Raw genomic sequence first — 23683 nt, 5'->3', positions numbered from 1 at the left:
GTGGCACGGCACCACCGTCGCCGGGTGCTGACGGCAACTACTCCGTCAGGTGAGGGAACTCAGCCGCGGAACGGGAAGCCCGGATAGCGATAACCCGGGGTCCAGAACGGGGTCATGCCGTAGTAGCCGTACACATCGTTGAGGTCGTCGGCAGGCTGGAGCTCTGCCAGGTCCGGATCGTACCCGGGAGCCTTGGCGATCTCGGCGCGGGTCCGGCCGATCGTGACCTGGTCGTCTGACACCTTCACGACGGCGTCGACAGGGATCAGCCGGTGCTCAGCGCCCAGCCCCAGCAGTCCGCCGGACTCGACGTCGAGCAACCGGACCCGGCGCTCGTCGGCGTCGACGAACAAACTGCGGACCTTGCCGATCTCGTCGCCGTCGGAGCCGACCACGGTCAGGCCGCGGACATCGTCCTCGGTCTTCGCGAGCGTCAGGTCCGTGTCGTCCATCCGAACGAGGCCGAGCGGTTCCTTCTCGGTCATGGTGTGCCACCTCCAAGAGACCTCCGGGTACCCACGCGCCCCGCCCGCCATTCGCACGCGCGCCGGGCCCGGACGTTCACGCACCGTCAACCTGTAGCCACGTGACGTATAGGCGATCGTGCACCGGTGCTGTCATTGTCGTGTCGTTGTTTTCCGCCCTGAAGTAAGTCCCGAAGGAGCGATCGATGCAGGACTCCGCCCCGCCTCCTCGTCCGCGCCGCGTCCGCCGGCTGCTCGGCGTCGTACTCGGAACCACCGGTCTGATGGTCACCTCGGCCGCGCTGGCGTACGCCGCCCCGCCGCCGAACCTCCCGCAGAACGCGGGCGGGTACGAGCAGTCGTTCTCGCCGGCCTACGACTACGACACCGACGGCTGCTACGCCACCCCGGCCATCGGACCGGACGGCACGCTCAACCCCGGTCTCAACCCGACCGGCGCCGTGAACGGCAACTGCCGTGACCAGTCCGACCTCGACAACTCCCAGACCTACGCCCGCTCGAAGTGCAACAACGGCTGGTGCGCGATCGTGTACGCCAGCTACTTCGAGAAGGACCAGGCAGTACCTGGTAGCAGCCTCGGCGGTCACCGGCACGACTGGGAGCACGTCATCTCCTGGGTGAACCAGGCTTCCAACCAGGTCGAGTACGTGAGCACCACGCAGCACTCCAGCCAGGTCACCTACACCCGCTCGCAGGTGCGCTTCGATGGCTCGCACCCGAAGGTCGTCTACCACAAGGACGGCGCCAGCACGCACTTCTTCCGGCTCGCCAACACCAACGACGAGCCGCCGGAGAACCACTACCACGACTGGCGCTACCCGCCGCTCGTCGGCTGGGACGGCTACCCCAGTACGTCGTTGCGCGACACCCTGATGACCGCCGACTTCGGCTCCGCGACCATCAAGATCACCGACTCCGGCGACCGGTTCCGCAACCTGCTGAACGCGTCCAAGCCGTCCGGGATCCCGTTCGACCCCTGGGCCTGACGACCACCGGTGGGCGCACTCAGGCCAGGCTCATTCAGGTCTGGCGCAGTCAGGTCTGGCGCAGTCAGGTCTGGGCGCGTCCACCGCAGGTCAGCGACTCCGCGATCAGGTCGATCATCGCCGCGTGCCGGTTCGTGGCGGTGTCGGCCTGGCTGAGCGCGAGCGTGTCGAGGAACACCCGGCTGACCACGAGCTCGGCCGCCGCCTGCACCCGCGCCGGATCGGCCACCACGTCACTCGCCCCAGCGAGTACGTCGGCCACCGTCTCGGTCGCCTCGGCGAACAGCTCGGCCGCGCGGGACGCGATCTCCGGCCGGGCCTGCGCCTCCCGGAACACGATGATGCGCGCGGCGCGGTCGTGCTCCAGTTCCTCGGCCATCGTCGCCACGATCGCCCGCAACCGGCGGCGTACCGTCCGGCCGCGGGCCGCGGAACGCAGTACCTCGCTCGGGGCCGGGCGTTCCTGGACGATCGCGAGCAGCAGGTCGAGCTTCGTCGCGAAGTGGTAGAACACCAGCCCCGACGGTACGCCGGCCTCGTGCGCGATCCGGGCCGTCGACGTGGCGTCGTACCCGTGCTCGGCGAACAACCGCTCGGCGGTCTCGATGATGACCTGCCGCTTGGTGTGGCGCGCGTGCGCCGGTGCGGTCATGATCCTGCTGGTTGGGCGGCGGGCCAGACCTCACCTTTCCGGTCGGCGGCGAGCTCGGCGGCCCGCCGCAGGGACTTGAACACGTAGTCCGGGACGCGGAGCCCGCGCCGGTGCGCGAACATCAGCTCGTACTCGGCCCGCCCGACCTGCCGCGCGTACTCCCGCAGCTCCGCCTCGCCGCCGTCACTCATCTTCAGCGCGTCCATCACGTCACCGAACTCCGCCACCTGGCGCTTGTTGTAGGCGCCCACCACTTCGAACGTACGCTTCCGCAGCCCGCGTGTCAGCCATTTCTGCCAGCCCGACAGCTGGTCCCACAACTGCTGCGCGGCCATCTGGTAATACGCGAAGTGACCCGGCTCCTGGCGCCGGATCGGCGCGATCACAGTCGCCGCGATCGCCCGCTCCCCCAGCTCGAGCAGCCCGGTGTGGAACTTGTTGTAGGCAATGACCGCGGAGCGCTCGGTAGCCAGCCCGGTCAGGTAGTACAGCATCCGGCTGATGTCCTGGATGCCGCGCACCCGGCCGAGCGCGCCGAGGAACTTGTAGCTGAACGAGACGTCGGCGAGGTTCGGATCGTGCGGGTCCACGCCGATCAGCTCCTGCAGCTTGTCCAGGATCTGCCCGTGCCGGGTCTCCTGCGGCATCCACACGTCGGCGTAGAAGTGCTTGTCGACCTCGGGCGGGTCGGGCAGCAGGATGTTCAGCTCCAGCACGTTGCGCTCGACCTCGAGCTCGACCCGGGTCATGTAGGCCAGCACGGACCCGAACTGCTCGGCCAGCACGTCCGGATTGTTCATCGTGTAGTCGACACTGTCGAGCGGGATCGGCGGGTGCTCCTCGCCGAGACGGTCGACGTGGTCGGCCAGCCGTGAGTCCTCCCGGCGGCGCCCCCGGCGCGACCTGACAGATGTGGTGACATCGCTCAACGACATACGCGGAACCTCGCTCCAAGGACGGAGATGCGGGCTCGAGCCCCCGGGCTCCAGAATAACCAGGTGACTGACTGATCAGTCAGTTTATTTCGGTGTGAGCCCGTGCACATACGCCTGCGGGTGGCGATCCCGAAGGACCACCACCCGCAGTTGTATTGGTGCCCGAACTATTTCGCGATCGTGTAGCGGATCGTGTCGTTGCGGAGTACGTCGCCGTTGACCTTGACGATCCGCACGGTGTGCGGCCCGTTCTTCAGGCCGGTCGCGCTGAACGCCTGCTTGGCCGTCACCCGGGTGTCGTTGTGCAGGTTCACCCGCTGGGCCAGCTTGCCGTCGACATACACGTCGGCGTCTCCCTGGTCCGGAGCCAGTGCGGTGATCCACTGGACGCCCGTACCGGTGAAGGTGAAGTTGACCGCGGCACCGTCCGCCTTCGTCGAGTGGATGTCGTCGCGGTAGTCACCACGGAACCGGAAGTCCAGCGACGTGTTCCCGACCGGCAGCGTCGCGAGGTACGCCTTGCTCAGCGTCACCGTGCCGCCAGTCATCGTGTAGTCGGTGCCCGCGACCAGGTCCTGACCCGCCTTCGAGATGCCGGCCAGCTCGCCCGGGTCGCGCCCGAGCTGAATGCTGACATCGGCCGGGGCGTTCTTGTCGAAGGCCGCCGTGTCCGGGTTCAGCAGGCTCTCCTGCCGGATGTTCAGCTTGTCGAGCAGCATGAACTGGCCGGACTTCTTCACCCCGCGGATCGTGTGCGTGCCGTTGGGCAGGTCCGAGATGCTGTACACGACCTGCTGCGGCTTGTTGTGCCCCTCCGCCGGATCGATGCGTGTACTCACGGTCTGCTTCAGCTCGCCGTCGATGTAGATGTCGACGTCGCCCTGACCGGGATCGGTCTCCGTCACGTAGTCGACGCCGGTCCCGACGAACTGGTACGAGAACGAGTCGTTGTTGCCCTCGGTCCACTGCACGTCGTCCTGGTAGTCACCGAGCCCACGGCCGGAGCTGTAGTTCCAGTTGCCGGTGTAGACGATCTGCGAGTTGTTGTTGTTGATCTCAACGGTCCGCGTCGCGACGTCGGCAGTCTTCGCCGCCGCCTTCGACTGAGCGGAGGAGTCCGTCACACCCACGGTCAGCGCCTGCGAGACGGCCGGGACCTCGTAGTTGTTGTTGCGCTGCCACGAGCCGTCGTACGTGACCCGCAGGTCGTCGTCGTTCACGCTGATCGCCGCGTTCTTCTGCGGCGTCACCTTCAGCAGCCGCACGCCGTGGATCGGTACGTTCTGCGCGGTGAAGCTGGCGTCGTACGAACCGACGTCCTTGCGCGCCCAGAGGTCACGCACCTTCGCGGGACCGTTCAGGCCGAGGTCCGCGAAGTTCACCGTCATGTCGGCGTCGGTCTGACCAAGGTTGAACAGGGCAACGGTGTACGAGCTGTCCGGGTTCAGCGAGAACCACACCTGCCGGTTGGTCTTCGTGGACAGCGGCTGCGCCGGGCGGCCGGCCTGGTCGACCGCGATCACCTCGGGGTTGGTGAGCAGGTCGAGACCGTACGAGTCCAGCTTGGTCATGTCGTTGCCGATGTACATCGGCGCCGCGGACACCGCCCACAGCGTGGCCGCCGTACGACGCTCGTCCTTGGTGAGACCGTCCATCTGGCCGTTGCCGACGTCGAGCGAGTCGAGGTCGTTCCAGCCGCCCGGCCCAGCGTGGCGCCACCAGTCGGCCAGCTTGGGGAACAACCGGTTGATGTTCGGCCACGCGGTCAGCGCGGTGCCGGTGCAGTAGCACTCGACGTCCCAGTCGATCCGCCAGCCGTTCGCGTACTGCTTCCAGTAGTCGGCGTAGTTGATGTCGAGCGCCCAGGAGATCTCGAGCCAGATCTTGTGCCGGGCGAGCCCCTGTGACCACGCCTTCACGTCGTCACGGGCGTCGACCGACAGGTCACTGATCCCCGAGCCGGGGGTCACGCTGTCGAACTTCAGGAAGTCCAGCCCCCAGGAGCCGAACAGGTCCGCGATCGAGTCGACGTACTTCTGCGCGCACGGCTTGGAGAAGTCGATGCGGTAGCCGATCCCCCAGTAGTCGCCCTTCTGCAGCGGCAGCACCGGCAGGTCCGCGGTGGTGCACTCCGGGGCGCCGTAGATCGGGAGCTTGGCGTCGATGACCGCCTTGCTGATCCCCGGGATCGCGTACAGCCCGACCTTCTGGCCGTTCGCGTGGATGTGGTCGATGACCGCCTGCAGGCCGTTCGGGTAGAGCTTCTTGCTCGGCGTCGGCCGGCCGTAGGCGTCCATCCCGTCGTTCCAGCCGGCGTCGATGTTGATGTAGTTGTACCCGTACGGCTGCAGCTTGGTGTGCATCGCGTCGGACTGCTTGATCAGCTGGTCCGCGGTGATCCAGCTGCCGCCGTTCGGGTTGTAGACCTGCATGCTGTAGCTGCTCCAGCCCATGTAGGGCCTAGCCGCTGTGTCACCTGCCGGACCGGCAAGTGGGGTCGTCGCGGTTGTCGTGGCGGTCGTGGCGGTCGCGCTGGTATGGGCCGGTGCTGCTGTCGACGTACTCAAACCTGCCGGCAGCAGCCCGGCGACCACGAGACCGGCAAGCGCGGCCCGCAACACCCTGCTCCGAACGGATCTGGTCATGGCGGTGACCTCTCTGAGAGAACCGAATCGGATAGGATATTGGAACTATTACTTAACCTTGTCAAGATTCTGTGCGAAAGTGGTGCAGTGATGACGCGCGGCGAAGTCCGTCGACAGCTGCGGCGCCGAAGTGGCGAGCGAGACGACCGTGCCGTTGTGCCCGAAGGACGGCCAGCCCGCGGCCGGCTTGCCGGTCTTCGCGAAGCTCACCCAGGCGGCCCGCATCGTGTCGGCGAGCTTGGTCTGCTCGGCGTTCAGCGCCACCGGGAACGGCGCGTTCGGCAGGTCGAACAGGTACCACATCTCCGACCCGTGGGTGGCCACGGACAGCGTCCCAGCCGGCGCGAAGATGAACGGCGCCGTGTCGTCGTTGAACTCGTACCCGTACGTCGGAACGTGCCGCCCGGCCCACGTGTTCACCTGAGCCGCCCCACACGCGAACGTCGCGTCGCCGATCAGCGTCCCGAACGCCTTGTCAGCCGTCGGGTACGACGCCAGCGGGTACTCGCCAGCGATCGCGGCGGCCTGAGTCGGCGTGACCCGGAGCGCGGACGCGATGTTGCTCTCGTAGTTCTGCGCCGTGACCGGGCTCGTGTAGGCGACGTTGTACCCGCGGCTCACGACCCGGCCGCCGAGCGTGAACAGCGCCTCCTCGTCGTGGTTGCTGCCGTTCAGGATCGGAACGTGGTTGAAGTGGCCCGCGGCGAGCGCCGTACCGATCGACTCCTTCAGTACCGCGCCGTCAACCACACCCGGAATGAGGGCGGTCGCCGTTGAGACGTTGTCCACCAGCGTCTGCGCAGGCACCATGCGCAGGCAGTCCGCGGACTGGTCCGCACAGCCGACCTTCGCGGCGAAGTCGGTACCGAACTTCTCGGCCTGCGCGAGCGACTCCTGCTGCAGCGCGAACGCGCCGCTCTCCACGATCGCCCGCTGGAACAGTCCCGCCGAGCCGCGTGACGCGACGTGCGCGAGGACCGACAGTCCACCGGCCGACTCACCGGCGATCGTGACGTTGTGCGCGTCGCCACCGAACTGGCCGATGTTGCGCTGCACCCAGCGCAGCGCCGCCTGCTGGTCCATCAGCCCGTAGTTGCCGGCCGCTCCCCCGGGCCGCGACGCGAGCGCCGGGTGGGCCAGGAAGCCCAGTGCGCCGAGCCGGTAGTTGATGGTGACGACCACCGCGCCGGCCTTGGCGAGCTTGGTGCCGTCGTAGTTGGAGCCGCTGTCCTGGATCAGACCGCCGCCGTGGATCCACACCAGCACGGGGCGCTTGGTCGCGGAGCGCACCGCCGGCGTCTGGACGTTCAGGTACAGGCAGTCCTCCTGCAACTGCCCGGGCGGCGCGATCCCCGGAGCCTGCGGACAACCGGGCGCGTACGACGTCGCGTCGCGCACCCCACGCCAGCTCGCAGCGGCTTGTGGTGCCCGCCAGCGCAGGTTGCCGGTGGGCGGCGCGGCGTACGGCAGACCGCGGAAGGCGGACGTGCCGTCGACGGTCAGACCCCGGACCACACCGTTGCCTGTGGCCACGACCGGGTCGGTGCTGGAGGTCCTGGCGTTGGACGTTGTGCTGGCGTCGGCCGCGCCGGTGACGGTCAGGCCGCCGACCAGGGCTGCCAGAGCGGCGGCACCCGCGGCGAACACGACGCGGGTGCGTCGCGAGAGAGCGGTTCTCATAGTTCGTTGCACCTCATGCTGGAGAGTGATTCCGTTTACGGATTCACTCTCCAGCCGCCGCCGCTGCGTCGCCCCAGGGAGAGTCCCTGGTGTCAGGCCGCGGACTCGCTGGGCTCCCGCCAGTCGGCCGGGCCGTCCGAGCCCGCGTCGTACTCCTGCAGCGGGACCTCACCGGCGCGCCACGCGGCGAGCACCGGTTCGACGATCTCCCAGCAGCGCTCGGCCACGTCACCGCGGACCGAGAGCAGCGGGTCGCCGCGCAGGATGCCGTTCAGTACCTCGCCGTACGGCAGCACCGGGGACGACGGGAGCGTCGCGTCCAGGAAGACCTGACCCATCGTGTACGGGCCGTCGACGCCGAGCGCCGGGACCGACAGCGACAGCTCACCCGGGTTCAGACCGATGCGTAGCGTCTCGCCGTCCCGGCCGCCGTGCAGGCCGGACGGCAGGTGCCGCAGCGGCTTGAACTTGACCACGATCTCCTTGCGCGCGACCCCGAGGGCCTTGCCCGACCGCAGCGTGAACGGGACGCCCGCCCAGCGGTTGGTGTCCACCTCGACAGTCACCTCGGCCAGCGTCTCGGTCTCCCGCTCCGGGTCGACACCCGCCTCGGCCGCGTACGCCGGAACCACGCGATCGTCGGCGATCCCGGCGGTGTACTGCGCCCGTCGGCCGGCCGCGGTCGCGGATCCGCGGTGCAGCCGCACGCTCCGCAGCGCGCCGGCCATCTCGCTGCGGACCTCGACGGCGTCCATCGTCGACGGGGCGTCCATCACGAGCAGCGCGAGGACGAGCAGCAGGTGGCTCTGGATCATGTCGACGAGCGCGCCGGCGTTGTCGTAGTACTGCGCGCGGCCCTCGAGGCCGAGCGTCTCGTCGTACACGATCTCGATGCTCTCGATGTGCTCGGCGTTCCACACCGGCTCGAACAGGCGGTTGGCGAACCGCAGGCCGATCAGGTTCAGCACCGCGGTCCGGCCGAGGAAGTGGTCGACGCGGTGCACGTTCTCCTCGGGGACGAGGGAGCCGACGAGCCGGTTCAGCGCGGCGGCGGACGCGGAGTCGGTACCGAACGGCTTCTCGAACGCCAGCTCCGTCCCGGCCGGGAGGTCGACCTCGCGGAGCTTCTCCACGATCGCGGTCGTCACCGCCGGCGGCAGCGAGAAGTACAGCACCGGCGCCGGACCGGCGAGCTCGAGGAGCGTGCGCAGGTGCTCGGTGTCGGTCGGGTCACCGGCGACGTACTCGGTGGTCGCCAGGGTCTCGGCCGCGACCGGGCCGATCTCGCCGCGGGACGCGAACGCCGACCGGACCCGGTCCGCCCACTCCGCCGGGCCGAGCGCCGAGCGGCCGGTGCCGATGATCCGGACGCCGGTCGCGCGCGGTCCTGCGAGCAGACTGCCCAGACCGGGCAGCAGCAACCGTGAACTCAGGTCGCCGCTGGCGCCGAAGATGACCAGCGTCCGCTGTTCCGTCCCCGCCGGCCGAGCCTCGACCGGCAGCAGGGCCGTCTGCGTAGTGATGATGCCTCCCAAGACTGTGCCGTGTGGCTTCACCTGTGGAGCCACACACCCTCAGACGCAACCGCGAGGAGGGTAACCGCATTCCCGTGTAGGCGCATCTTCCTGTCTCACGCCGTAGCGAGCAGGTGCTCGGCGGAGTGCCTCGGCGCGCTGGAGGGGAGGGGTCGATGTGGTTTCATCGTTCCCTCTCCTCCAGCGCGTCGAGGTGCCCGCCGAGCGCCGCGCAGTAGGCGTGAGACAGGAAGATGCGCCTACTGCGTCCTGGACGTCTCAAGGGCTGGGTACGGCGAGTCTGGCAGGCCGAGGTTCTTCCAGACGAAACGTGGCACCCGGGCCAGGAAACCGCGGATGAACTCCGAGCTGTGCGCGATCGCCGGCTGGCTGTGCTCGCCGGGCGAGACCCAGGCCCAGTCCTCCTCGATCGAGAACGGCGCCGGCGGGTTCGCCATCAGGTACTCCATCTGCCGTGGGTGCATCACGTCGTACGCGAACTTCGTGTCCGGCGAGTTCACCGCGAACCGCTTGTTGAACTCGGCGCTCTCGAAGCTGATCCCGCGGCTCAGCCCCTTTCGCCCGACCTGGAGCCGCGGCATCCGGATCGGCAGCTGGAACCCGAGGATCGGCTCACTGTGGCTCTCGGTCACGGTCCGGGTCTGGGTCCGGCCCTCGCTGTCGGTGTAGGTCTCGGTGCGCGTCGTCTTCCAGTGGTGCTCGAACGCGACGAACGGCGGCCCTCCGGCGTCCTGCCCGCGGACCACGTCGGTGGTCTTGTGGTCGTGCCCACCGCGATTCACCGGCGTGAACTGCAGCAAGCTGTCGTCGACGCCGACCCAGTACCAGTCCGGGTGCTGGTAGAAGGTCAGCCGCTGCGGTGGCTCCGGCTGACGCCAGCCGTCGAGCGGTGCGGCATCGATCGCGGCCGCGACGGCACCGAGCTGCTCCAGCCACGGGCCGAGCTTGTCGAGGTCCTTGCGCGGCGGGTCCAGGACGACGAGCTGGTCGCCGTCGATGCTCATGTTCACGCCCGGCTGCCCGGCTGCCAGCGCGTTCAGCTGCGCGGACAACTGCGGCGTCATCACCTCGGCCGCGAACCCCGGATCCACGACACCGACCTGCCATCCCGGTCCCAGCTCGGCCGGTGCGGGTACGGCGGTCACGCGGACGCCGTACCGCGGTTGGGTCTCGCCGCCGGTGATCCACAGCTCGGGAAGCCGGCGGGACAGCGTGACCATCCCGAGCCAGCCCGACCAGTAGGTGGAGGCGTACTCGATCACCTGGAACGAGCGGCCCGACGCGGTCACGCCGGTGATCTGGTCGTCGGGCTTGCGGTCGAAACCGATGCCGAACGGCGGGTTGCTGAGCCGCGCCACCGCGTCCCACGTCGGCGTGTTGACGAAGTTCCAGCCACGCCGGCGGATCGCGTCGATGTACTGCTGGCGGCGGACGAGCGCGACGATCCCCCAGACGATGCCGGCCACGGCGAGCACCGCGACGACCAGCAGAACGATGACCAGTGCGCTCACGTATGTCTCCCCAATCAGGCTACTTGCACACCGGACGATAGCGCCGGGACGGGATCAGGCCAGCGGTCCGGGCAGCGGGTCGGCGTGGATGATCTGCAACCGGCTGACCGCGCGGGTAAGGACGACGTACAGACGGTGCAGGCCGCGGGGCTCGGCGGCGACGATGCGGGCGGGCTCGGCCACGACGACCGCGTCGAACTCCAGTCCCTTCGCCAGCGTGGCCGGCACGCAGACCAGCCGGACGGTGTCGATCTCGTCCTCGGTCTCCCCGAGCAGCGCCGCTTCCAGGCCCGCTGCGGTGAGCGCGTCCCGCAGTACCGCGATCTGGTCGTCGGCGGCGATCAGCGCGACCGAGCCCTCACCGGCCAGCGCCGCCCGGCACTCGGCGACCACCTGGTCCGCGAACGTCGCCTCGTCGGCCCCGACGATCCCGAGCGCGTCCGCCACCGTCCGTACGCCGCTCGGTGTGCCCAGCGTCGGCGCGATCTCGGGAAGCAGCTTCGCGGCGAAGTTGATGATCTGCGCCGGCACCCGGAACCCGCGGTCCAGCTCGGCCACCACGCCGTCGCTCTTGTCGAGATGACCGAGCACCCGGTCCCACGAACCCGCGGCCCACGGCGTCGTCGCCTGCGCCAGGTCGCCGAGCACCGTCGCCGAACCGGTCCGGCACCGGCGGCCGAGCGCTCGCAGCTGCATCGCTGACAGATCCTGCGCCTCGTCCAGCACCAGGTGCCCCAGCGAGCCGGTCCGGCGCTCGATCAGGTCCTCGAGCTCGTCGAGCAGGACGGTGTCGGCGAACGACCACTTCGTCGACTTCCACGAGCGCGGCGGCTTGGTCCAGAGCAGCGCCGTACGCTCCTCGTCGGTCAGGTCGGCAGCTGCTTCGGCCAAGAAGTCGGCGTCGGCGAAGAGCCGGTGCAGGATCTGCTCGGGGACGACCCGCGGCCAGACCGAGTCGAGGACCTCCTTCACCGGCTTCGAGCGCGCCACCGCGTTCTGCACCCGGTCGTCCGGGGACTCGGCGCGTTCCTCCATCCGGACCAGGACGACGTGCGCGATCCGCTGCGCGAGGGCGTTCCGGCCGGGCGCGTAGCGGGTCGACTCGCGCAGGTCCGAGACGATGTCGACAACCTCGTAGTCGTGCACCCGGTACCGCCGGGATCCCTTGCTGTACAGGACTCCGTCGGTCGGCGTCCCGACGTACGACCACAAGGCGCGACGCAGTACGGCGGCCATTCGCGCGTCGCCCTTCAACGCCTCAGCCTCGACCGAGTCGGTCGCGGCGGTCGGCCGGGTCAGCAACTCGTCGATGGTGATCTGGCGTACGTCGACCTCGCCCAGCGCGGGCAGCACCTTGCGGATGTAGGACAGGAACGACTTGTTCGGGCCGACGATCACGACACCGCCGCGGCCGAGGCGCTCGCGCTCGGTGTAGAGCAGGTACGCGACGCGGTGCAGGCCGACCGCGGTCTTACCGGTGCCGGGCGCACCCTGCACACACACGCTCGGGTGCAGCGGCGCGCGGACCAGGTCGTCCTGCTCGGGCTGGATGGTGGCGACGATGTCGCGCATCGGCCCGGTACGCGGCCGCTCGATCTCGGCCCGCAGGAACGCGTCCGCCTGGTCGGTCTCGACGACCCCGGTCAGCGGCTCGTCCTCGAACCCGGTCAGCTCGGCGTGATCGGAGAACCCGTACCGCCGGCGCATCAGCACCTGCTGCCGGTCGCTCTGGGTCGCCCGGTAGAACGGCACCGACACCGGCGCCCGCCAGTCGATCACCAGCGGTACGCCGGACCCGTCGTGCACATGCCGGCGGCCGATGTAGATCTGGTCCAGGTCCGGGATGGTGCCGTGCTCGTAGTCGAGCCGGCCGAAGAAGAGCGGTACGTCGGGCAGGTCGAGGAGCGCGTGGGTGCGCATCTCCTTCGCCCGCTGGTTGGCCTCGTTGGTGAAGCGCTCGTCGTTGTCCTCGCCGCCGATGATCTGGACGTCGCGGTCGACGACATCGGCGTACATCATCCGCAGCGCGGCGCGGGCAGTACTCAGGTGGGCGCGTTCGGAGGTGAGTTCGGGCAGGGGTTCAGGTTGCGGTGCAGGTTGGGCCATCGGAGAGCAAGCCTCGAATCGTGAGCTTGGCTGGGTCCCGCCCCGGAGCAGATCCATCCGGTTCGATTCGATCCCGAAAAGACAGGCCCGCGACGTTACCACCCGCCCAGACGGGCTGCGACCGATTTACTGGAGCCAGTCGGGCGTGTGCTCCGCGTCCCGCGGGAACTCGGCCAGATCGGCCGGGTAGATGTCCCGGTCGACGTCGATCGACCACTCCGGCTCGTGGTCGTAGTCGAAGTCGGTCTCGAAGTGCCCGGTCGACGTGACCGTGAGCCGGGCCGTCAGCCAGGTGCCCTTGCCCGGCTGGTACATCGCCCGCCGCAGCTCCTCGAAACGGTCCTCGAGCCCGGCCGGCAGCTTGCGCAACTGCGTCGTCCCCGACGGACCGAGCACGTCGGCGTCCAGCTCGGCGTACGACGTCGTGGACCGGTAGACCGCGCTCACCTCACGCCACCCGGCGGGCAGGTCCGCGACCAGTGCGCGCGCGATCGTGTCGATCACACCGATCTCGCTCATCGCGCTCCCCGGGCCGTGGGTTTGGTCTCCTTGAAGGTACGCCGTGGGTCGCGCCGGCCCTCGTGCAGGGCCACCACGGTTCGGCTCGACGGTCGGCGCGTCGACCGGTTCGGGTGCGCGACGTCGATGGTCGCGTGCACCTGGATCCCGGCGGCCCGCATCGCCTGCCAGGTCTGTTCCATCCGGCGCCAGTTCTCGCTGCCCTTCACCGCCTGGTTCTGCGAGCGGGACTGGGCGGTCAGGTTGATCGACTCCCCCGGCCCGTTGAACGACGTACCGAACAGGTGGCCGCCGTCGTCCTCGCGTTCGCGGTCGGGCTTGCCGGCGTCGCGCTGCGCGTCCAGGTTGCGGCGTTCCTCGTTCTGCTCGTGGGGCAGCCAGCCGAGCCAGCCCTCGGCGTGCTTCACCCGGCCCTCGTCGTCGGTGACGTACAGGTAGCGCTCGTCGACGATGTAGACCGCCGACGGCTCCGGGTCCATCAGCCGCTCGTTCCACTCGTCCGCGCGGCCGGACTCCTCCTTGTGCACCGGCAGCCCGGCGTACTCCTCCGGCACCACCGGGACGTCACGGGGCCCGTAACCGACGTCGCGGACGTCGGCCGGATCGGCGTGCTGCTCGATCCGGGCCGGCGCCCGCGTCGCTCGTTTCGGCATGCGCTGTTTCTACACGCCGAGTGTTAACAAGGGGTAGACCTCAGCCGTCGTTCTCGGCACCCGGGATGACAGCACCCGGGACGTTCTGCGGCGCGAAGATCTGGGCCTCACCGGGGTACGGCGTGGACCAGTTGTGCGCCTCGTACCAGTTGTAGTGGTTCATCTGCGCCGGGTTGGCGAAGTCGGCCTTGGCGTTCGGACCGGTGGTGCGCTGCTGGTCCTTCCACGCCGACCACTGCGCCGCCGTCGCCTCCATGCCCGCCGGGACGGACGCCGTCGGAGCCGCCGCCACGTTCGGGTTCTGCGCCGCGGGGGTGTCCGCGCCACAGGTCGGCAGCGGGTTCACGCCACCGGTCAGCGAGGTCCGGTTCGGGACCGCGGTGAACGGGGTGAGGTTCGGCTTGTTGGTGAACGCGCCGAACATCGGGGTGGCCGCGGTGTCCTTCTGGTTCATCGGGTGGATCCCGAGGATCTGCTCGATGGTGCGGATCATCGTGATCTGCGTGTAGTAGTGGCTGTCCACCGCGCCGTGCTGGGCGTACGGGCTGATGATCTGGATCGGCGCCCGGTGCCCGTCGACGTGGTCGAGACCCGCCTGCGAGTCGTCCTCGACGATGAAGATCGCCGAGTCCTTCCAGTACTTGCTGTGCGTGATCGCGTCCACGGTCCGGCCGACGGCCAGGTCGTTGTCGGCCACCTGCGCCGGGCCGTTCGCCGTCCCGCCGGTGTGGTCGTTGGAGTACCAGAACATGTTCAGGTTCGCGGGACCGTTCTTCTTGAAGTCCTTCTCCCAGACCTGTTCCTTGTAGATGTCCGGCACCGTGGTGTCGAACTGCGGGAAGCCCTGCACCGCGACCTTGTTCAGCGACGGGATCGCCGAGCCGACCTGGATCGGGTACTTCGTGTCGGCGCCGCCCTGCATCGCCAAGGTGTCGCAGTACAAGTTCTGCCAGCTCGCGCCGGCCGGCTTCTGCTCGATCGACAGGAACTCGCCGAAGTCCTTGACGGACTTGCCGGCCGCCTGCGCGCCGGTCCAGATGAAGCCGCTCTTCTGGTGGCCGAGGGCGTCGTTCTCGGTGTCGTAGCTGCGCAGGTACTCACCGGCCGAGGACTCGGTGTACTCCGGGTTGTCGGCCTGCATCAGCCAGTTGTGACCCTCGGCGGAGTTCGTGCCGACGTCGTAGGTGTTGTCGTACAGCCCGAACTGCTTGGCCAGCGCGTGCTGGTTCGGCGTCACGTTCTCGCCGTACTGCGCCAGCGCCGGGTTGCCGTTGCCCTCCGGGATGTCGCCGTACACCTGGTCGTAGGTGCGGTTCTCCTTGACGAGCAGGAACACGTGCTTGATCGTCGACGGGTCGCCGAGCTTCGCCGGGACCGCGACCGGGCTGCGGTGGTCGTTGCTGGTGGCAACCTGTGCCGAGCCCTTGGTCCAGCCGTTCTGGTCGAAAACGGTCCGGGTGTACTTCTGGATCGCGTGGTCGTCCGGCAGCTGGAACTTGGTCAGGCTCGACGTGGTGTCGTGCGTGGCGTGACCGGCGGCCGTGGTGTCCCGGCGGGCGTCGACGCCGCGGGTGTTCGACACCACGATGTCCTTGCCGACCTGGGCGAGCTCGGCCGGGAAGTAGTCCGTCGGCAGCAGACCGACGTAGCTGACCGGCTCGAGCGGGTTCTTGTACTTGTAGACCGCGACCGCGTTTGCTCGGCCGAGCGAGACCAGCAGGTGGCCGTCGTCGGTGAGCGTGACACTGTTCGGCTCGTACCCGACCGAGGCCTCCGGCCACGGCTGGGTCGCGATCGTCTGGGTGACCTTGTTCTTCGTCGCGTCGATCACCGAGACGGTGTTGCTCGACGTGTTCGTGACGAACACCGCGCCGTACTTGGCGTACACCGCGGTCGGGTGCAGACCCACCGCGATACTCGCCGGTGCGGCCGACGCGTTCTTGGTGTCGATCACGGAGACCGTACCGGTGGTGGTGATCGCGTCCTGGTTCGCGACCACGTTCGTGCCGTACGAGTTGACCGTGCTGTCACCGGCCTGCGCCGTCCGGCCGCCCTCGTTGCTCACGTACAGCTTGTCGCCGACCATCACCAGGTCGCGCGGTGCGTTGCCGGTCGCCCAGGTCTGCTTGATCGCACCGGTCGCGGTGTCGATCGCGACGACCTTGTTCTGGCCGTTCACCGCGGCGTACACCGTCGAACTGTCCGCGGAGAACACGGCTTCCGAGGCCAGCGCGCGCTTGCTGCCGTCGGCCGGGATCGCCACGAACGCCGGGTTCGCGAGCGAGCCGTCCGAATTCACGGTGAACTTCCGGTAACCGTCGGCCTGCCCCAGCCAGACCTGCTTGCCGTCCGGCGAGTACGTCGGTCCTTCCTGGCCGATGTCGTTGCCGGGGATCTTCAGGTCGGCCGCGTTGTTGTTGCCGACGTACTGCTGGACCTTCCAGTTCTTCAGGTCGACGATCGCCAGCGCCATCCCGCCATCGGTCACCCCGGCGGCCATGTGGCTGCCGTCCGGGCTGACCGAGGACGACATGATCTTGCCCTTCTGGAGGACGAGACGGTCGCCGATCGGCTTGATGTACTGGTCGGAGGAGATCACTTGACCCTTGTCCGTGACCTGCCCGACCTGCTCCTTCCCGAACCCGGTCGTGGAGGCGACCGCGGTGCCGGCGAGGGCCACTGCGACGGCCGTGGCGCCCGCCGTGACCAGTGGTACTCTGCGCCGAAGGGGGCTGGACGGGCCCTGTACGTCACGCCTGCGGCGGCGTGTTACCTGCATGGGAGACATCCCTTCAGTGGGTGGGTAGCAGTTCGACTGTGCCGTCGAACTGCCACAGGGGGTTCGGTTCGTCCCCGGACCGGGTGCGGACCAGGAAGAAGCCATTCACTTCTTTCGGTCCGTCCCCGTCGGACACGTACCGACCGAGTGGGTTGATGTCGAGTTGGTAGATCGCCGAGCCGGCTGCCTCCACCCCCGGGATGTGCCAGCTGACCACGCACCGCCAGTCGTTGCCGGGCCCGCGGGCGGCGACCTGGTCGCCACCCTTGGTGCACTCGGCAGCGGTCTGCAGTTGCTCCTCGGTGACATCGGCCCGATTGAGCTGTCTGGTCTGCAGACGGTAGAGATGCGCGAACTCCACCGCGACCGCACGCTGCACCTTGTCCTGGTCGATCCCTGAACCGAATCCGGTCACCGGCGTGAGGACCGCGGTGGTCAGACCGAGCAGGACGACGAGGGGCAGCAGACCAGCCGTCAGAGCGCGCCGGCCGGAGCCGTCGTGCGTCGGGTTGGTGAAGTCGCGGCGGACGAACAGGAAGTAGGCCAGGCCGGTCGCGGCAAGCGTCCAGACCAGGCTGACGACGACACCGATCAGCAGCGGGCCGACCTGTGCCGGTGCGGTGAACAGACCGTTCCAGCTGACGAACGCGTAGCCCGGGAGCGCCAGCCGGAACGCGACCGGGACCGGCAGTTGCTGGACGATCTGCATCGCGAGCGCGACGACGGCCGGGAGCAGCAGGCCCATCGGTGAGCGGCCGAGCGCGACCGAGCCGAGGAGACCGATCGCCGCGAGGGCCAGCGTCGGAGCGAGCGCACACAGCCAGGCGAGCAGCACGGTCCCGGCCGCGTCGCCCGGCGAGAGCAGGTGGCCGTCGAGACCGATCAGCGCACGATTGCCGATCACCAGCAGACCGCTCACCGTGCTCGACACGACCAGGCCGAGTACCAGCGCGACGATCACCGTCAGGCTCGCCAGTGCCTTCGAGACGAAGATCCGGCGCGGCGAACGGACCGCCACCAGGAGGTGGCGCCAGGTGCCGAGACGGTCCTCGGAGGCGAACACGTCACCGGCGATCAGCGAGGTCAGCAACGGGAGTGCCCACGAGCCGGAGAAGCCCAGCAGGACCAGCGGCCCGGCCCAGCCGGTCGCGTGCATCATCCGGCCGAACAAGGTGTCGACCGGTAGCGAGGCCTGCTGGCTGACCACGGCGACGAAGACCGCGGGCGCCAGCCAGCACGCGACGATCAGGACGCGGACCCGCCACTGCGTGAGCAGCTTGACGAGTTCGAAACGGTACCCACGGACGAGTGGGACGCGGTGGGCGCCAGGGGTATCGGGCGCAGGGATGTCGGGGGCAGCCACAGTGGCCGTCATCAGTTGGTCTCCTGCTGCTCGGTGAGGGCGAGGAAGGCGGCTTCGAGCGGCGACACCACTGGCGCCAGCTCGCGGACCGCGATGTCGTCCTGGACCAGCCGCTTCACGAACTCATCGAGGGCTGGAACCGGCGCCGAGATCACGAGCAGCTCGACGTCGTCCTGGACGACGGCTTCGTCGCGCAGGCGGACGCCCTGGACCTGACGGGCGAGCCGGCGGGCCGCGACCGGGTTCGAGGTGCGGACCCGGTAGTCGAGTTCGCTGGTCTCGCACGCGAGCTTGCTGATCGGTCCGGTGAACGCGACCCGCCCGGTGGCCAGGATGGTGACCTCGGAGCACAGCGCCTCGACGTCGTCCATCCGGTGACTCGAGAGCATCACCGCCGTACCGTCGGCGGCCAGGCGGGTGAGGACGCCGTACACGTGTTTCTTGCCGGCCGGGTCGAGGCCGTTGGAGGGCTCGTCGAGGATCAGCAGGCGGGGCTTGGTGAGCAGCGCGGCGGCCAGGCCGAGGCGCTGGCGCATGCCGAGCGAGAAGCCGCGGACCCGGTCGTCGGCGACGTCGGTGAGGCCGACCTGGTCGATCGCGTCCTCGATCTTCAGCGTCCCGCCGTCGTCGCCGCGGAGCTGGGCCAGCGCCGCGAGGTTCTGCCTGGCGGTCATCGACGGGTACAGCCCCGGGCCGTCAACGAACCCGGCGACCCCCGCGGGTACGGCGAGGGCGCGGCCGACCGGCGTACCGAGAATCTCCAGGGTGCCGCGGTCGGCGACGGCGAGGCCGAGCAGGAGGCCGAGGAGCGTGGTCTTGCCGGCTCCGTTGGGTCCGACCAGACCGTGGATCTGGCCGGGGGCGACGTCGAGATCGACACCGTCGAGCGCGATGACCTCGCCGAAACTCTTGGCGAGGCCGCGGGCACGGACAGCGGGCGGAGTGTCCATGGTTAATACATTAGAAAGCAATGTACGGAGAGGTGAAGACCGAAGGTTAATGATTGTCAAACTGGGGGCGTCTTTTTTCCGGGACGCTCTCAGCCGGCTCTCAGTCACCGACCGCCCGAGCGACGTTTCACTGACTAGTTCGTTGGCGTCACCGCCGGTCCTCCGGAGCGACGTACTGGAAGGTCGGTCCCGCGGTGGAGCGACCGTCTTCGCTGAGCTGCATCAGTTTCAGGGCCTCGCCCTTCAGGGCGAACATCGCGCGGGTCGCGTCCCGGATCAGCGCGGGCTCGCCGGTGAAGGCCTGGTCGAGGAGGTACAGCAGGGTGCAATAGGCGCTGTCGAACTCCGCCTGTGCTGCCCGGATCTGGGAGTTGGCCGATCGGCGCGGGTTCGGTTGCATCGGAGAGACTCCGGTGGGATCGAACGTCACGGGCTCGCCGCCGGGGCCGGACTCCGGGGTGTCGCCACGCTGGTAGCGGCGGCCGAGTTTCAGCTCCTCGAAGCGGTAGTAGTGCGCGACCTCGTCGCGGTCGGGATGGAAGATGTCATGGTCGCCGTCCCAGACCTCACCGCGTGACGTCCCTTCGCCCTGCTCGACGATCTCCTCCAACGCAGCCAGCGCCGACGCGAGGCCGGTGACCGGTCGCAGTACGCCGCCGGTGTGGTGGAACGGGCCGGCGGTCACCTGGCGCGCCGGGTCACCGGAGAACACCTTGTCCTCGCCAAGGGTGTCGGTCAGCGAGCGCAGGCCGTCCTCGATCGCGTCGTAGAACTGGCCGATCGTCTCGTAGTGGTCGCTCTCCCCCGGTGCACCCGGCTTCTCGGGTTTCTCCAGCCGGAGGAACATCTCCAGCGCCTCCGAACCGAACGGGAGCAGCGACAACTCGATCGACCCGTGCGGCAGCCGCCGTGGATACCCGGGCAACATCTCCGGGACGTCCAGCCGTGGCTCGCCACCGACCGCGTTCAGCAGGTTGGACGCCAGCGCGAGGTGGATCATCTCCTCCACGAACACGCTGCTCACCAGCTCGACCGCGTCCGCGTTCCGCGCCGGGTCGAGCGAGTACAAGGCACACAGGTACGGCGGGATCGTGGCGTGCTCGAGCTCGATCGCCCATTGCAGGTGCTGATGAAGACTGTCGATGGTGTCGATGCGCTGACTCATACCTGGTGAGACAGCACAGACACCTCACCTGTGACGGTCGGGTAGGTCGTCGAAGGGAAACGAGCTCGCCGAGCGTGCCGGGCGGCGCGCCGGCGATCAGCGGTAGGCGCGGGCCTGGAGTTCGAAGAGGTCGGCGTAGCGGCCGGCGGCGGCGAGGAGGTCGGGGTGCGTGCCGAACTCTTCGATGCGGCCGTTGTGCATGACGACGATCAGGTCGGCCATCCGGACGGTCGAGAACCGGTGGGACACCAGCACGGTGATACCGCCGGTCTCGGCCGCGGCGACCTTCGCGGCATCGGCGTACTGCTCGTACAGCCGGTGCTCCGCCTCCGGGTCGAGCGCGGCCGTCGGCTCGTCGAGCAGCAGCAACAGCGGCCGCTCCCGCATGAACGCCCGCGCCAGCGCCAGCCGCTGCCACTGCCCACCGGACAGCTCGACACCGTCGGCGAACTTCTTGCCCAACTGTGAGTCGAGCCCGCGCGGCAGTCCGGCGATCACTCCCTCCGCGTCGCCTCGCGCGATCGCTGTCCGAACCGCATCGTCGTCGGTGGCCCGCGCCAGGTCGCCGATCCCGACGACCTCGCGCGCGGTCAGCTCGAACTTCACGAAGTCCTGGAACCCCGCCGACAACTGCGACCGCCAGTCGTCCGGCCGGATCGTCGCGAGGTCCACACCGTCGACGAGGATGCTCCCGGTCGTCGGGTCGTACATCCGCGCGAGCAGCTTCACGAGCGTGGTCTTGCCGGCCCCGTTCTCGCCGACCAGCGCGACCGCCGACCCGGCCGGCACCTTCAGGTCGACCCCGCTGAGCACCGCGGACTCCGAACCGGGATAGGAGAACCCGACGTCCCGCAGCTCGATCCCCGAGGTCAGCCGCTCGGGCGCCGGCGTGACGCTGGACTGCCACGCGTTCTGCTTCGCGTACTCACGCAGCCAGTCGTACCGGCTGAAGCTCCGCACGACCTCGCCGACCCAGTACACGTTCTGCGCGATACCGCCGGTCATCTGATCCACCTGCGGCGCGAGCAGCAGCACGAGTACGACGTCACCCGCGGACGACTGCCCGTTCCGCGCGCGAACGACGACCCAGACGACCGCGGCGGCGTACGCGACACCGAACACGAGCCGCACCACCCCGTCGACCTTCCCACCCCAGCGGGCGGCCTCGACGCGACGGTTGAACCGCTCGGTCTGCAGCGTGAAGATCCGCTCCAGCAGCACCCTGCCGAGCCCGAAGACCCGCAGCTCCAGCCCGGTCCGCGGATCTTTCGCGACCTCGATCAGCCGATCGATCAGGCGCTCCTGCGGCATAGAGTCCTCCCAGGCCTTCTGCTGCCTGGTGCTGCTCAGGTACGCCGACCAGATGCGGGCGCCACCAAGCAGCGGGAGCACGAGGAGCACCGGGTGCACGGACCCGAGCAGCGTGAGGACCGTCGCGGTGTTCGTCACCGTCGCGAACGCCCACAGCAGCACCTCGGCGCCGACGCCCATCCGCCAGGCCCGCTCCCGGACCAGCTCGAGCCGGTCCGCGACATCCGGCCGCTCGTGGTGCGACAGACCTGGAATGCCGGACGTCACGTCGAGCAGATCCGCGTGCACGCGACGGGCCATCCGCTCCTGCGCGGTGTCCTGCAGCGGCCACCCGAGTCCGTCGGCGAGGAACGAGACCGCGAGACCACCGACGATGATCCCGATCCCGAGCGCGATCGTGCTCGACTCGTCCGACGCGATCCCGTCGACCAGCCGGCTCACGCCGTACGTCTGGGTCGGCGCGGTGATGGCGCGGGCCGCGACCAGGATGGTCGAGATCGCCATCAGGCCCGGCGCCGCCTTGAACGACGTGGACAACCACAGCCACAGGATCCGCAGATTTCGGGTCGAGTTACGCATCGACGGCCTCCGGTCCGGTCACGTAGCGCTCGGCCTGCAGCCGGAACATCCCGGCGTACTCCCCGTCCTGTGCGAGCAGCTCCTCATGCGTGCCGTCCTCGACGATCTGGCCGTCGGAGAGCACACAGATCCGGTGCGCGTTCCGCACGACGGAGAAGCGGTGCGAGATGATCAGCGACGCGACGCCCGAGGTCAGCTCGAGGTACCGCTCGACCAGCTCCGCCTCCGCCCGTACGTCGAGCGCCGCGGCCGGCTCGTCGAGCACGAGCACCCCCGCGCCGGCATGCACCGCGAACAGCGCCCGCGCGAGCGCCACCCGCTGCCACTCGCCGCCGGACAGGTCGACACCACCGTCGAACGTCTTGTCCAGCACGGTGTCCCAGCCCTTCGGCAACCCGCGCACGACCTCGTCGATCCCCGACTCGCGCGCGACCCTGGCCAGCGTCAGCTCGTCGCCTGCTCGCTCGACCGCGCCGAACACCACGTTGTCCGTCACCGACAGCGGGAACCGCAGGAAGTCCTGCACGATCGCCGCGACCCGCCGCTGCCACACGGCCAGGTCGAGCTCCGCGAGGTCCACTCCGTCGACCAGGATCCGGCCACTCGTCGGCCGGTACGCGCCGCCGAGCAGCTTCACCAGCGTCGACTTGCCGGCGCCGTTGACACCGACCAGCGCGAGAGCTTCCCGCGCGCGGATCGTGAGGTCGAGATCCCGCAGTACGTCGACTTCGGAGCCCGGGTAGCGGAAGCTGACCTTCTCGAAGCGGATCTCGCGGGCCGGCATCGTCTCGATCCGGTGCTCCACGCTCGCGACCGGCTCCGGGTGCCGCTCGGCGATCGTCGTCGGCAGGTCCCGCATCGCGCGGTACGCCGAAAGTCCGCGGCGGACCTGCACCACGCCGTACCCGTTGTTGGTCTGACCGATCGCCAGGATCGCGGGCAGCGTGGTCGCGACCTGGGTGAGCGGCAGCGAGCCGTTCAGCGCGGCGCGGCCGACGGCGAGGATCGCGATGCCGTTGGCCACCAGGTGCACGCCACCGAACAGGATCGACCACTTCGCGTTCCGCTTCCGGCGGGCCCAGACCGGGCGGTAGCCGGCCGTCCAGTCGCGGAAGTACCGCTCGACCAGCCAGGTGTGCAGACCGAAGACGCGCAGCTCCTTCGGAGCGTCACGCATCCCCAGGTTGAACAGGTAGTGCGCCCGGCGCTGCTCCTCGGTGTTGCCCCACCAGACGTCGATCTCACCCTCGACGAGGCGTCCGCCGTACCACTCCACGATCAGGGCGACGCCGACCAGCAGGACCGCCACCCACCAGGAGAACATCACGCCGACGATCACCGCGGAACCGAACAGCGTGACCCGGCTGGCCAGCAACCAGGGCAGCTGTCCCATGCCCTGCGCCAGATGGAACCCGCCCTTGCCCTTCGCCCGCTCCTGCACGTCCAGCACCTCGGCGTCCTCGAGATGCTCGATCCGGCGCGGCGTGAGCAGCGGCTCGGAGATGCCGGTGCCGATCGCGCGGACCAGGCCGGCGTCCATCATCAGCGACGCGACCTGGCGCAGCGCGGGCAACAGGCTGTCGACCACGAAGACCACCAGCAGCGCGCCGAGCAACCAGCCGAACTCGGCCAGCGGCATCGCGCCGGGGCGATTCTCGATCACCCCCGGAACCGCCCCGACGACCCGCCCGGTCAGCAGCGTGACAGCCATCCCCAGCAGGGCGCCGAGGATGGTCAGACCCATCGTCAGAAGGGTGCTTCCAGGTGCAACGCGTACGCCGTAACGGAACAGGGTCAGCACCTGATCGACCGTAACCGCGGCCACCGAC

General features: G+C 69.0%; 17 protein-coding genes. 1 reads left to right on the top strand and 16 read right to left on the bottom strand.

Annotation, left to right across the window (positions count from 1 at the left end):
- Window positions 1–59: 59 nt before the first annotated feature.
- Entirely contained in the window at window positions 60–485 is a 426-nt protein-coding gene (locus tag AC0662_RS03945) for a PRC-barrel domain-containing protein (protein WP_452200493.1), read from the bottom strand.
- A gap of 185 nt (window positions 486–670) precedes the next feature.
- Between AC0662_RS03945 and AC0662_RS03940 the strand changes: the two genes are divergently transcribed.
- On the top strand, window positions 671–1471 hold the full coding sequence (locus tag AC0662_RS03940; RefSeq protein WP_452200495.1) for an NPP1 family protein: 801 nt from the start codon (window positions 671–673) through the stop codon (window positions 1469–1471).
- Between the two features lie 64 nt (window positions 1472–1535).
- Here AC0662_RS03940 and AC0662_RS03935 read toward each other — a convergent pair whose 3' ends face one another.
- The 15 genes from AC0662_RS03935 to AC0662_RS03865 all read right to left on the bottom strand — a co-directional run bounded on the left by AC0662_RS03935 (window position 1536) and on the right by AC0662_RS03865 (window position 23598).
- Window positions 1536–2123: a TetR/AcrR family transcriptional regulator gene (locus AC0662_RS03935; RefSeq protein ID WP_452200497.1), complete on the bottom strand. Its 588-nt coding sequence runs from the start codon at window positions 2121–2123 to the stop codon at window positions 1536–1538.
- Entirely contained in the window at window positions 2120–3058 is a 939-nt protein-coding gene (locus tag AC0662_RS03930) for a GTP-binding protein LepA (RefSeq protein WP_452200499.1), read from the bottom strand. Before AC0662_RS03930 ends, AC0662_RS03935 begins: the two co-directional genes overlap by 4 nt.
- A 167-nt stretch (window positions 3059–3225) precedes the next feature.
- Window positions 3226–5703 (bottom strand): X2-like carbohydrate binding domain-containing protein, encoded by a 2478-nt coding sequence (locus AC0662_RS03925; protein WP_478298341.1) that lies wholly within the window; start codon window positions 5701–5703, stop codon window positions 3226–3228.
- A 48-nt stretch (window positions 5704–5751) separates the two neighbouring features.
- Window positions 5752–7383 carry a carboxylesterase/lipase family protein gene (locus tag AC0662_RS03920; RefSeq protein ID WP_478298339.1) on the bottom strand — a complete coding sequence of 544 codons (1632 nt, stop codon included), beginning with the start codon at window positions 7381–7383 and terminating at the stop codon, window positions 5752–5754.
- 92 nt (window positions 7384–7475) lie between these two features.
- Window positions 7476–8918, bottom strand: coding sequence for a glucose-6-phosphate dehydrogenase (locus tag AC0662_RS03915; protein WP_478298338.1), 1443 nt, complete (start codon window positions 8916–8918; stop codon window positions 7476–7478).
- A 239-nt stretch (window positions 8919–9157) separates the two neighbouring features.
- Entirely contained in the window at window positions 9158–10429 is a 1272-nt protein-coding gene (locus AC0662_RS03910) for a hypothetical protein (protein ID WP_478298336.1), read from the bottom strand.
- A gap of 54 nt (window positions 10430–10483) precedes the next feature.
- Window positions 10484–12535 (bottom strand): HelD family protein, encoded by a 2052-nt coding sequence (locus tag AC0662_RS03905; protein WP_478298334.1) that lies wholly within the window; start codon window positions 12533–12535, stop codon window positions 10484–10486.
- 126 nt (window positions 12536–12661) lie between these two features.
- Entirely contained in the window at window positions 12662–13054 is a 393-nt protein-coding gene (locus AC0662_RS03900) for an antitoxin YezG family protein (RefSeq protein WP_452198910.1), read from the bottom strand.
- On the bottom strand, window positions 13051–13707 hold the full coding sequence (locus AC0662_RS03895; protein ID WP_478298332.1) for a DNA/RNA non-specific endonuclease: 657 nt from the start codon (window positions 13705–13707) through the stop codon (window positions 13051–13053). The genes AC0662_RS03900 and AC0662_RS03895 overlap by 4 nt, the downstream gene beginning before the upstream one ends.
- A gap of 40 nt (window positions 13708–13747) precedes the next feature.
- Window positions 13748–16486 (bottom strand): alkaline phosphatase family protein, encoded by a 2739-nt coding sequence (locus AC0662_RS03890; protein ID WP_478298330.1) that lies wholly within the window; start codon window positions 16484–16486, stop codon window positions 13748–13750.
- A gap of 13 nt (window positions 16487–16499) precedes the next feature.
- Window positions 16500–17861 carry an ABC transporter permease gene (locus AC0662_RS03885; RefSeq protein WP_478298328.1) on the bottom strand — a complete coding sequence of 454 codons (1362 nt, stop codon included), beginning with the start codon at window positions 17859–17861 and terminating at the stop codon, window positions 16500–16502.
- Window positions 17861–18799, bottom strand: coding sequence for an ABC transporter ATP-binding protein (locus AC0662_RS03880; protein WP_478298326.1), 939 nt, complete (start codon window positions 18797–18799; stop codon window positions 17861–17863). The genes AC0662_RS03885 and AC0662_RS03880 overlap by 1 nt, the downstream gene beginning before the upstream one ends.
- A 148-nt stretch (window positions 18800–18947) precedes the next feature.
- Window positions 18948–19964 (bottom strand): ferritin-like domain-containing protein, encoded by a 1017-nt coding sequence (locus AC0662_RS03875; RefSeq protein WP_452198901.1) that lies wholly within the window; start codon window positions 19962–19964, stop codon window positions 18948–18950.
- 96 nt (window positions 19965–20060) lie between these two features.
- Window positions 20061–21854, bottom strand: coding sequence for an ABC transporter ATP-binding protein (locus tag AC0662_RS03870; RefSeq protein ID WP_478298323.1), 1794 nt, complete (start codon window positions 21852–21854; stop codon window positions 20061–20063).
- Window positions 21847–23598, bottom strand: coding sequence for an ABC transporter ATP-binding protein (locus AC0662_RS03865; RefSeq protein WP_478298321.1), 1752 nt, complete (start codon window positions 23596–23598; stop codon window positions 21847–21849). Before AC0662_RS03865 ends, AC0662_RS03870 begins: the two co-directional genes overlap by 8 nt.
- Window positions 23599–23683 lie beyond the last annotated feature (85 nt).

It is taken from the genome of Kribbella sp. NPDC043289 (assembly GCF_056436705.1).
Note: the sequence above shows the minus strand (reverse complement) of the source record. Positions and strands in the feature narration are given on the sequence as shown.

Excerpts from the sequence above, each read along its gene's own strand:
- AC0662_RS03885 (WP_478298328.1), bottom strand. The coding sequence starts at position 17,861 with ATGACGGCCACTGTGGCTGCCCCCGACATCCCTGCGCCCGATACCCCT.
- AC0662_RS03925 (WP_478298341.1), bottom strand. The coding sequence starts at position 5,703 with ATGACCAGATCCGTTCGGAGCAGGGTGTTGCGGGCCGCGCTTGCCGGT.
- AC0662_RS03865 (WP_478298321.1), bottom strand. The coding sequence starts at position 23,598 with ATGGGTCTGACCATCCTCGGCGCCCTGCTGGGGATGGCTGTCACGCTG.
- AC0662_RS03875 (WP_452198901.1), bottom strand. The coding sequence starts at position 19,964 with ATGAGTCAGCGCATCGACACCATCGACAGTCTTCATCAGCACCTGCAA.
- AC0662_RS03890 (WP_478298330.1), bottom strand. The coding sequence starts at position 16,486 with ATGCAGGTAACACGCCGCCGCAGGCGTGACGTACAGGGCCCGTCCAGC.
- AC0662_RS03880 (WP_478298326.1), bottom strand. The coding sequence starts at position 18,799 with ATGGACACTCCGCCCGCTGTCCGTGCCCGCGGCCTCGCCAAGAGTTTC.
- AC0662_RS03930 (WP_452200499.1), bottom strand. The coding sequence starts at position 3,058 with ATGTCGTTGAGCGATGTCACCACATCTGTCAGGTCGCGCCGGGGGCGC.
- AC0662_RS03895 (WP_478298332.1), bottom strand. The coding sequence starts at position 13,707 with ATGCCGAAACGAGCGACGCGGGCGCCGGCCCGGATCGAGCAGCACGCC.
- AC0662_RS03905 (WP_478298334.1), bottom strand. The coding sequence starts at position 12,535 with ATGGCCCAACCTGCACCGCAACCTGAACCCCTGCCCGAACTCACCTCC.
- AC0662_RS03920 (WP_478298339.1), bottom strand. The coding sequence starts at position 7,383 with ATGAGAACCGCTCTCTCGCGACGCACCCGCGTCGTGTTCGCCGCGGGT.
- AC0662_RS03940 (WP_452200495.1), top strand. The coding sequence starts at position 671 with ATGCAGGACTCCGCCCCGCCTCCTCGTCCGCGCCGCGTCCGCCGGCTG.
- AC0662_RS03935 (WP_452200497.1), bottom strand. The coding sequence starts at position 2,123 with ATGACCGCACCGGCGCACGCGCGCCACACCAAGCGGCAGGTCATCATC.
- AC0662_RS03945 (WP_452200493.1), bottom strand. The coding sequence starts at position 485 with ATGACCGAGAAGGAACCGCTCGGCCTCGTTCGGATGGACGACACGGAC.
- AC0662_RS03870 (WP_478298323.1), bottom strand. The coding sequence starts at position 21,854 with ATGCGTAACTCGACCCGAAATCTGCGGATCCTGTGGCTGTGGTTGTCC.
- AC0662_RS03900 (WP_452198910.1), bottom strand. The coding sequence starts at position 13,054 with ATGAGCGAGATCGGTGTGATCGACACGATCGCGCGCGCACTGGTCGCG.